This is a genomic window from Streptomyces sp. NPDC059900 (assembly GCF_050270335.1).
Classification (GTDB): domain Bacteria; phylum Actinomycetota; class Actinomycetes; order Streptomycetales; family Streptomycetaceae; genus Streptomyces.
Genome location: NZ_JBNNJZ010000310.1, coordinates 1 through 9,834, shown reverse-complemented (window position 1 = coordinate 9,834; position 9,834 = coordinate 1). Strand labels below are relative to the sequence as shown.

The window sequence follows — 9,834 nt, the reverse complement described above, 5'->3', positions numbered from 1 at the left end:
TCCCCAACCCCGCCCCTTCCCGAAAACCCGCTCGGCGCAGGGGCCTTGTACGTACCGTCATCACCGGCTCCGCCGAGTTCGTCCTCAAACGCCGGACGGGCTATTCCAGCCCGGCCGGCGTTTGGGGCGGGATGGGGGAAAGCCCCGCAGGGACCGCCGTTACCCCTACCCGAACCGCTCGATGCGGATGCGGTCCACCGGCTGGCCCCCGGCCACCAGCAGGCGCGACGCGTGTTCGGCGAAGCCGTTCGAGCCGCAGATGTACGCCTCCCAGCCCCCTTCGGGCTGCCCCGCGCCGAGGAACGGCGCCAGGTGCTCGGCGTTCAGCCGGCCCTCCGTGCGGGTGAGGACGACCGTGGTCTCGTCCCCGTACTCGTCCGCGTAGATCAGATCCTCCGGCGTCCGCGCCGAGACGAGAAGCCGCAACGGCACCGGCCGCCCCGCCCCCCGCCAGTGCCGCAGCATCGACATCAGCGGAACCACGCCGGAGCCCGCCCCGAGGAGCAGCGCGGGGCGGTCGCCGGGCCACGCGAAGAACCCGGACAGCGGCCCCCGCACCTCCACCACGTCACCGACCCGGGCGACCGCGTGCAGATGCCCGGACACCTCGCCGCCCGGCACATGGTCCAGGGTCAGCTCGATCTCGCCGTGCTCGGCGGCGTCCCGCGGGGCCGAGGCGAGCGAGTAGTGGCGCTGTGCGACGTAGCCGTCGGGCGCCGTAAGCCGCAGCATCACGTGCTGGCCCGGCAGGTGTCCCTGCCAGTCGGCCACCTTCAGCCGGAACGTGGAGACCGTTCCGGCGGCGTTGTCGCGGCGGACCTCCACCACGGTCGCCCGCTGCCAGACGGAAGCCGCGCGATTGCTCACCGCGATCCGGCCGGGCACGGCGAACCGCGTCGGTGGCACGAAGGTGCCGTTCACGGACTCAGTCACCGGAGTAACGCTCCTCCCGCCAGGGATTTCCCCGGTGGTGATAGCCGTTCTGCTCCCAGAAGCCGGGCTCGTCGTGGTCCAGGAGCCGCAGCCCCGCCACCCACTTCGCGCTCTTCCAGAAGTAGAGGTGGGGGACGATCAGGCGGGCGGGGCCGCCGTGCTCGGGGGGCAGCGGGCCGTCCCCGTACTCCCAGACGATCCACGCCTTCCCGCCCGTCACGTCGGACAGCGGGAGGCTCGTGGTGTACCCCGTGTGCGAGTACGCGACGACGTGCGTGGCCTCCGGGCGGGGCCCGGCGGCGGTCAGGAACGCGTCCAGGCTCGCCCCGCCGAAGCGCACCCCGAACTTGGACCAGCTGGTCACGCAGTGGATGTCGCCGCGGTACTCCGACGCGGGCAGCGCGTGCGCCTCGTCCCACGTCCAGGTGTGCGGCGACGTGACGAGCCCGTCCACGCGGAACGTCCACTCCGCCGCCGTGAGCCCGGGCGTCACCTCGGCGGACAGGACGGGCCAGCCGTCCGCCGCGTCGTACTGCCCGGGAGGCAGCCGGGGGTCGCGGTCGGCGGCTCGGGCGCGGCCGGTGAAGCCGCGGGTGGGTTCGATGGTCATGCCGTGCTCGGCGGTCATACGGTGCTTGCCACTTCGGAGGTGCTTGTCGTGTTCGCCGGGGCGGGCGCCGCAGAGGCCGCCGCGTCCCGCAGGGCGCGCAGCGCTCGCTGCTCGTCCAGTGTCTCCAGCGTACGGTCCCGCATCAGGACACGGCCGTCGACGACCGTGTCCCTGACGTCGGACGACGCCGCCGCGTACGCCAGCATCGACCACGGATCGTGCCGCGGCGTGAGATGGGGGCGCGACAGGTCGAGGACGATCAGGTCGGCGCGCTTGCCGGGCTCCAGGGAGCCCAGCTGGTCGCCGAGGCCCAGCGCCCGGGCGGATTCGATGGTCGCCATCCGCACGGCCTGCTCGGCGCCGACCGCCGTCGGATCGCCGCCCGCCTTGTGCACGAGGGCCGCGAGCTTCACCGCGCCGAGGAGGTCCAGCGTGTTGGAACTCACCGCGCCGTCCGTGCCCAGACCCACCGTGACGCCCGCGTCCAGGAGGTCGGGGACGCGCGCGATGCCGCAGCCCAGCTTCAGGTTCGACACCGGGCAGTGCGCGATCGCCGTACCGGTGCGGGCGATGGCCCCGATCTCCGCGTCCGTGAGGTCGACCGCGTGCGCGAGCAGCGTGTCCGGGCCGAGCACGCCCAGCGAGTCGAGCAGCTCCACGGGACGCATGCCGTGCTGCGCGGTGACCATCTCCACCTCGCCCGCGTTCTCGGCGGCGTGGATGTGCAGCAGGGCGCCGTGCTCGCGGGCCAGCGCGCTGATCGCCGTCAGCTGGCCGGGATCCAGGGTGTACGCCGAGTGCGCGAAGACCACCGGACGGGTGCCCGGCGCCGGGGTGCGGGCGGCCAGGTCCGCCGCAGCCCAGCCCAGCCGGTCGGCGTAGGGGCGGCCGTCCGGTGGGCCCGGTACGTCCATGAATGTGGGGCCCGTCAGGAGGCGCCACCCCGCGTCGCGGGCCACCGCCTCGGCCGCCTCGTGGAACCAGTACATGTCGAGCGCCGCGGTGACCCCGCCCCGTACGGACTCGGCGATCGCGCCCTGGATGCCCGCCGTCACCGTCTCCGGCGAGAGCCCCGCCGCCTCCGCCGGGATCACCCGGGCCAGAAAGCCCTGGAGCGTGACGTCGTCGGCGATCCCGCGGAACAGGGTCATCGCCAGGTGCGTGTGCGTGTTGATCAGGCCGGGCAGGACCAGACACCCGGAGGCGTCCAGCTCGTCGGCGGCGGTGTAGACGGCGCGCAGCCGCTCGGCCGTGCCGACCTCGACGATCCGGCCCGCGCGCACGGCGACGGCGCCGTCCGCCACGACCGTGCCCGACGCGTCGACGGTGAGGACGTCGCCGCCGTGGACCAGGAGGTCTATGGAGCCGCCCCGGTCCTGGGCGGGCAGGTCAGTGGGGTGCATCGGTTCGGTTCTCCGTCGGTTCGGGTGCGGCTCAGTGCTCCGTGGCGGCCAGCAGGCGCAGGGCGTCCAAGGCTATCCGGGCGCCCCGGTCGACTCCTTCGGCCACTACGTCGCGGTGGGGGTTGTAACCTCCGGTGGCTTCTTCGTCGACGAGTTCATCGGCGTTGGCGCCGTCGACGACCAGGGCGCCGCCCGCCGTGAGGCCGCGCGTGGACGCGAAGACGTACAGCGCCGACAGCTCCATCTCGATGGCCGCGATCCCGGCGGCCGCGTACGCCTCGCCGGGCAGCGGCAGGAAGCCCGGCTGGAACGCGGCCCGCGTCCACACCACACCGCGGTGGTAGGGGGCGTCGGCCGCGCGCGCCGCACGCTGGAGCGCGATGACCGCCTCAGGGGTCGCGAACGCCGGGTACTCGGCGGGGATCAGCTGCTGGGTCACGCCGTCGTCGCGTACCGCCGCGTCCGCGATGACCAGGTCGCCGTCGCGGATGCCGGGGCGGATCGCGCCCGCGGTGCCGAGCCGCACGATGGTGGTGACGCCCGCGTCGGCGAGCTCCTGGAAGAGGAGGATCGCGCCGGGGGCGCCGACGCCGTGCGAGGCGACGACCACGGGGGTGCCCTGCCAGGTGCCGGTGAAGGTGCGGTACTCGCGGTGGTACGACACCTCCTTCGCGTCGTCGAGCAGGTCGGCGACGGCGCCGGCGCGCGCCGGGTCGCCGACGACCACCGCGCGGGTGGGCAGGCCGGTGCGGGGGACGCGGGTGATGGGCAGCGCGTCGGAGAGCGCCCCGGTGTTGCTTGTGTCGGTCGTCATGAAGGTGCTCCTACCAGAGGCGGCTTGCGGCGGCGCCTGCGCGCCGTGGACAGGAAGAGGGCGGCCAGGGTCACCACGTACGGCGCCGCGTCGGTCGCCTGCTGCGGCATGCCGACCCCCTGGAGGCGGAAGCCGACGGCCTCCGCGATGCCGAAGAGCAGCCCGGCGAGCAGGACGCCGAGCGGCAGGGCGCGGCCCAGCATCACGGCCACCACGGCGATCCAACCACGCCCGGCGGTCATGTTCTCGGAGAACAACGTGACGTTGCCGAGTGCGAGTTGGGCCCCGGCGAGACCGCACAGGACGCCGGACGTGAGGACGGCGGCGTACTGGTACTTCGCCGGGCTCACGCCCAGCGTCGCCGCCGCGTCGGGTGCTTCGCCGACGCCGCGCAGACGCAGGCCCCACGGATGGCGGGCCAGGAACACCGCCGCGACGGCGACGGCGGCCCACGAGAGGTAGACGAGGGCGGAGTGCCCGGAGAGCGCGGCCCCGACGAACGGCACGTCGATGCCGCCGAGTCCCGCGAGATCCGGGTCGGAGAAGGTGCCCTGCACGCCGAAGACCGTACGCAGCAGGAACCCCGTCAGGCCGACCGCGAGGAGGTTGAGCGCGACGCCGAGGACGACGGCGTCCCCGCGCAGCGAGATCGTCCCGACGGCCAGGATCATCGAGTACGCCGCCGACGCGAGGGCGGCGAACACCACACCGAGCCAGGCGCTCCCGGTGAACCAGCTGCCCGCGACACCGCTGAAGCAGCCGATCAGCATCATGCCTTCGAGGCCGATGTTGAAGACACCGGCCCGCTCGCAGACCGCACCGCCGAGCGCGGCCAGGAGGATCGGGGTGAGGGCGAGGAGCGCGGAGTGGAACAGCGCGGAGTCGATGCTCATCGCACGCTCACTTCCTTGGTGTCGGCGGGCGACTCGGCAGGCTTCTTCTTCGCCCGCCGCCACGTCAGGTTGAGCCTGGCCGCGAGGAAGACGATGACCACGGCCTGGAGGACCTGGGTCAGCTCGCGCGGTACCTCGGTGGTCCGCTCCATGGCGAGCCCGCCCACTTCGAGCGCCGCGAAGAACAGAGCGGCGAGGGCCGTGCCGATCGGCGCGGCGGCGGCCAGGAGCGCGGCCGTCAGACCGGTCCAGGTGTGCCCGGCAGCGGTGAGCGAACCGTCGATGAAGCGGTAGGGGAAGCTGAGGACGCCGATGGCGCCGACCAGCCCCGCGACGGCACCGGAGAGCGCCATGAGCCGCAGCGTGAGCCGTGGCCGGTCGACACCCGCGTACGCGGCGAAGCGCGGATTGAGACCCGTCATGCGGATCTCGTAGCCGGTGGCGGTACGGGCGTCGGCGAAGACGAAGACTGCGGCGGCGACGGCCACCAGGAGCAGCCCGACGGTGACGGTCGACGAGCCGAACGCGGGCAGTTCGACGCCGTCCGGCAGCCGCTCGGTCTGCGGCAGGCTCGACCCCTCCTCCTTGAGCGGGAAACGCGCGAGGTAGGAGGCGAAGGACATCGCCGGATACCCGAGCAGCAGGCTGCTGACCAGCAGCGGCACACCGAACCGGTTCTGGCACACGGCGGCGAGCGCGGCGTAGGCGGCGCCGGCCGCCATCCCCGCGAGCAGCGCGGCGACGACGGTCAGCGGCGCGGGCAGCGGGCAGTAGAGCCCGGTGGCCGCCGCGGCGATCCCGCCGAGCACCAGCTGCCCGTCCCCGCCGAGGTTCAGCAGCCCCGCCCGCATGGGGATCGCGAGCGCGATCGCGAGGCCGATGATGCTGGTCCCGGTGGTGAGCGTGGACCCGATGCCGTCGGGCCCGAGCGCACCGCTGACCACGGACCCGTACGCCCCGAGGGGATCGGCACCGGTCCCGACGAGGAAGAGCGCACCGACCAGGACGGCGGCGACAACGGAATGCAACGCGGGCGCACGCAGCACCCGCGCACCGACCGACCCCGCGGTGCCGGGGGTACCAAGGGCCATCAGGGGGCTTCCTTCACGGGGGAGGGCCGATCGCTCACGGCGGCGGCGGCGGCGCGGTCGGGCGTCGCGCCCGCCATGGCGAGGCCGAGGGTGCGTTCGTCCGCGCGATCGCGGGTGAGCTCCGCGGCCACCCGGCCCTCGTACATCACCAGGACACGGTCCGAGAGGCCGCGGATCTCGCTCAGTTCGGCGGAGACCATGAGGATCGCGTGGCCCGCGTCGCGGTGGGCGATCAGCTGGTCGTGGATCGTCTGGATGGCGCCGATGTCGACGCCGCGGGTGGGCTGCTCGACGATCAACAGGGGTGATTCGTGGGCGAGTTCACGGCCGATCACCAGCTTCTGGAGGTTGCCGCCCGACAGCGAGCCCGCCGTGTGGCGGGACGATGCCGCCTTGATGCCGAAGCGTTCGACCAGGCCGCGCGCGTGCTCGCGCAGCCAGGACGGGCGCAGCAGACCGTGCCCCCGGTGGTGGCCCATCGCCAGGTTCTCGGCGATCGTCGCCGCCGGGGCCGTGCCGACGGCCACGCGGTCCTCGGGGACGTACGCGAGACCCGCCGCGCGACGCTCCGCCGCCGACGCGTCCGTGATGTCCTGCCCGGCGAGCGTGACCCGCCCCGAGGAGAGCGGCCGCAACCCGGCGATCGCCTCGACGAGTTCGCTCTGGCCGTTGCCCGCCACGCCCGCGATGCCGACGATCTCGCCCGCGCGGACGGCGAGCGACACCTCGTGCACCGCGTCCGTCGACAGGGAATCGACCGACAGGACCTCGCCGCCCGGCGTGCCCGGCGGATGTACGCGGTCGAGTTCCACCGCACGGCCCGTCATCGCCGCGGCGATCCCGTCCGCGCTGGTCTGCGCGGTCCGCATCCGCGCCGCGACCCGGCCGTCCCGCAGGACCGTCACCGCGTCGCTGCCCTCCATCACCTCGCGCAGCTTGTGGGTGACCAGCAGGACCGTACGCCCGTCGTCCGCGAGTGAGCGCAGCACGCCGAACAGGCCGTCGGCCTCCGCCGGGGTCAGGACGGCCGTCGGCTCGTCGAGGATCAGCGTACGAGCGCCGCGGTACAGGAGCTTGAGGATCTCCACGCGCTGGCGCACACCCACCGGCAGGTCCCCGACCTTCGCCGCCGGGTCAACCGCGAGCCCGTGCTCCTCGGCGAGCGCGCCCACCCGCCGCTGGGCCTCACGCCGGTCCGTCAGACCCAAGCGCCGGGGCTCGATGCCGTACACGACGTTCTCGGCGACCGTGAACGACGGGAAGAGCTTGAAGCTCTGGTGGACCATGCCGAGGCCCGCCGCGATCGCCTCGCTCGGGCTTGCGAACGTGCGCTCGCGCCCGTCGAGCAGGATCTGCCCGGCGTCCGGCCGCTGGAGCCCGTAGAGCACGGACATCAGCGTCGACTTTCCCGCGCCGTTCTCGCCCATCAGGGCGTGGATCTCGCCGCGCGCGACGGTCAGGTCGACGCGGTCGTTGGCGAGGGTGCCGGGAAACTCCTTGGTGATGCCGCGCAGTTCGACGGCGGGAGAGTCGGCCGGGGAATCAGCGGGGGAGTCGGCGGGGGAGCCGGAGGCGGGATCAGGCCGCGGGGTCATTGACCTTCAGCTTCCCGGCGACGATGTCGTCCCGCAGCGACTCGACGCGCTTCAGCACGTCCTTGTGGTCGGCGATCAGGCACTTGGAGTCCGCGACGCCGGGCTCAAGACCGGTCAGCGACATGCCGCCCTCCTTGAGGCCGTACGACACCGTGGTGCGGCCCTTGCCCTTCAGGATCTGGGCGATGCCCTTCTCGACGGCGACGTCCGTCTTCTTCAGTACGTTGTCGACGACGACGCCCGGGCTGCCGACGCACTGGTTCGCGTCGACGCCGTACGCCTCGAAGCCCTTGTCCTTCGCGGCCTGGAAGACACCGGTGTTGCCGCCGGCCGCCGCCGCCATCACCTGGTCGGCCCCGCCGGAACCCACCGTCGCCGCCTGGTCCTTGGCGCGCGCCGCGTCGCTGAACGGGGACTGCCCGCCGACGAAGAGCGTGCGGGACTTGACCCCCGCCCGCGCCTTCTTCGCACCGGCCGCGAAAGGATCGCTGTAGCGGCGGAACTGCACGCTGTCCAGGACGACGACGGCGCCCACCTTCTTGCTCTTGGTGAGCAGCCCGGCCTCGGCGCCCGCGAGATAGACGGCCTCGTGCTCGCGGAAGACCGCACAGGTGACGTTCTCGTACGTCTTCTTCGTGCACGCGTCGACGAGCAGGAACTGCTGCTTCGGGTGCGCCTCGGCCTGCTGGGCCGCGATATCGGCGAACTCGAACCCGACGAGCGCGATGACATCGGGCGCGGAGTCGACGGCCGACTGCACGTTCTGCTGCCGCGACGACGTGTCGCTGCTCTGGAAGACCTTCGGGGACCCGGCGCCCTGCGCCTTCGCGGCCGACTTCACCCCGCTGACGGCCAGCTTGAGGAACTCGTTCTGCGCGACCGGGTCGGGCGTGATCAGCGTGAACGCCTTGTCGCCCCCGTTCCCGTCGCCGCCCGAACCGTCCTTCTTCGCGGCGGCGTTGCAGCCGGTGGCGAGAAGCGCGGCGCCGACGGCGAGCGAGGAGAGCCGAAGTGACGTACGACGGGACACGCGAAGCGACCTGTGCAGGGACATGGACATACGGGAGCGCCTTCTCGAAGGAGCCTGGGAGCCCAGGCGGTGGCAGGGAGATCGGTCGGACGTGCGGAGCGCAGCCGCTCAGCGACAACAGCGACAGCTGCGCGGACAGCGGCACATTCGGCGGCCGTCGATCACGCCGTGGGCCACGGCGTCGGTCCCGCTGCCGGTCACGGCGGGGCAGCTCATGGAGCCAGCGGTCCGCTGGGATTTCATGGCCGTCCTCCTTGTCCCGTGGGGGCCCGTGGGTCGATCCGTCCCGGGTGGCGGTGAGGGTAACACCGGATTTCGGACAGCCGCACGAACGTCTCGAAATATGGTTCGAGCACGTCAGGTACGGTGTCGGCACCCCTCCCCGCATGGCCACAAATGCCCCTATTCCCCGGAGTTGAGCACATGAGCAGCCAGGACCTGCGCGCGGTCACCTGGACGGCGGCCGCGGAGGGCGACGGCACGCCGTCCCTCTCCCTCATCGACCAGACCGCGCTTCCGCACGCCTTGGAGCGCCTCGACGTCACCACCGTCGACCAGCTGATCGACGCGATCGTGCGTCTGGTGGTCCGCGGCGCACCGGCCATCGGCGCGGCCGGCGGCTACGGCGTCGCGCTCGCCATGGCACAGGGCGAGCGCGAGGGCTGGGACCGGGCACGCCTCGACGCGGAGGTCGCCAGGGTGCGTGCCGCGCGGCCCACCGCCGTGAACCTGATGGTGTGCGTGGACCGGGTCGCCGCACTCGTCGACGCGGGTCCCGCCGCGGTGCTCGCGGAGGCGGACGCGATCGTGCGCGAGGACCTGGAGGCGAACCACGCGATGGGCGCGTTCGGCGCCGACTGGCTCCTGAAGCGGGCCGTCGTCTCCGGCACCGGAGAGCGTCCGCTGCGCATCCTCACCCACTGCAACACGGGTGCGCTCGCCACGGCGGGATGGGGGACGGCGCTCGGCGTCATCCGCGAACTGCACGGCCGGGGCCGCCTGGAGACGGTCTACGCCGACGAGACCCGCCCGCTGCTCCAGGGCGCGCGGCTCACCGCGTGGGAGCTGGCGCAGGAGGGGATACCGCACTTCGTCCAGGCGGACGGGGCGGCCGCGGGCACGATCCTGCGGGGCGAGGTGGACGCGGCGATCGTCGGGGCCGACCGGATCGCGGCGAACGGCGATACGGCGAACAAGGTGGGGACGGTGGGGATAGCGCTGGCGTGCGCGTACGCGGGCGTCCCGTTCATGGTCGCCGCCCCCACGACGACGGTCGACCTCGCCACGGCGACGGGGGCGGACATCCACATCGAACTGCGGGGCGAGGCGGAGGTCCTGGAATGGGCGGGCGTCCGCACCGCTCCGGCGGCCTCCCGGGGCCACAACCCCGCCTTCGACGTGACACCGGGTTCCTTGGTGACGGCGCTGGTGACGGAGCGGGGCGTGCTTGAGGTGGGGGCGGGGG

9 protein-coding genes are annotated in these 9,834 nt (G+C 73.1%); 1 reads left to right on the top strand and 8 read right to left on the bottom strand.

Translation table 11 applies throughout. The features are described from left to right. Window positions 1-165: 165 nt before the first annotated feature. From ACQKIP_RS30275 to ACQKIP_RS30240, 8 genes are read right to left on the bottom strand one after another with little or no spacing between them, the layout of a single operon-like run. Window positions 166-921 carry a ferredoxin reductase gene (locus ACQKIP_RS30275; protein ID WP_365860180.1) on the bottom strand — a complete coding sequence of 252 codons (756 nt, stop codon included), beginning with the start codon at window positions 919-921 and terminating at the stop codon, window positions 166-168. 4 nt (window positions 922-925) lie between these two features. Continuing rightward, window positions 926-1,561: a sulfite oxidase-like oxidoreductase gene (locus ACQKIP_RS30270; protein ID WP_365860051.1), complete on the bottom strand. Its 636-nt coding sequence runs from the start codon at window positions 1,559-1,561 to the stop codon at window positions 926-928. After that, window positions 1,558-2,946: an amidohydrolase gene (locus tag ACQKIP_RS30265; RefSeq protein WP_365860052.1), complete on the bottom strand. Its 1,389-nt coding sequence runs from the start codon at window positions 2,944-2,946 to the stop codon at window positions 1,558-1,560. Before ACQKIP_RS30265 ends, ACQKIP_RS30270 begins: the two co-directional genes overlap by 4 nt. 31 nt (window positions 2,947-2,977) lie before the next feature. Then, window positions 2,978-3,760: a nucleoside phosphorylase gene (locus tag ACQKIP_RS30260; protein ID WP_365860053.1), complete on the bottom strand. Its 783-nt coding sequence runs from the start codon at window positions 3,758-3,760 to the stop codon at window positions 2,978-2,980. Next, window positions 3,757-4,653: an ABC transporter permease gene (locus ACQKIP_RS30255; protein ID WP_365860054.1), complete on the bottom strand. Its 897-nt coding sequence runs from the start codon at window positions 4,651-4,653 to the stop codon at window positions 3,757-3,759. Before ACQKIP_RS30255 ends, ACQKIP_RS30260 begins: the two co-directional genes overlap by 4 nt. Then, window positions 4,650-5,744, bottom strand: a complete 1,095-nt coding sequence (locus tag ACQKIP_RS30250; protein WP_365860055.1) for an ABC transporter permease — start codon at window positions 5,742-5,744, stop codon at window positions 4,650-4,652. The genes ACQKIP_RS30255 and ACQKIP_RS30250 overlap by 4 nt, the downstream gene beginning before the upstream one ends. Continuing rightward, window positions 5,744-7,339, bottom strand: a complete 1,596-nt coding sequence (locus ACQKIP_RS30245) for an ABC transporter ATP-binding protein (protein WP_365860056.1) — start codon at window positions 7,337-7,339, stop codon at window positions 5,744-5,746. Before ACQKIP_RS30245 ends, ACQKIP_RS30250 begins: the two co-directional genes overlap by 1 nt. Next, window positions 7,323-8,399: a BMP family ABC transporter substrate-binding protein gene (locus tag ACQKIP_RS30240; protein ID WP_427744698.1), complete on the bottom strand. Its 1,077-nt coding sequence runs from the start codon at window positions 8,397-8,399 to the stop codon at window positions 7,323-7,325. The genes ACQKIP_RS30245 and ACQKIP_RS30240 overlap by 17 nt, the downstream gene beginning before the upstream one ends. 393 nt (window positions 8,400-8,792) lie before the next feature. On the opposite strand from ACQKIP_RS30240, the gene mtnA reads away from it, so the two are divergent. Next, a partial coding sequence (mtnA, locus tag ACQKIP_RS30235; protein ID WP_427744696.1) for an S-methyl-5-thioribose-1-phosphate isomerase occupies window positions 8,793-9,834 on the top strand: 1,042 nt, incomplete at its 3' end.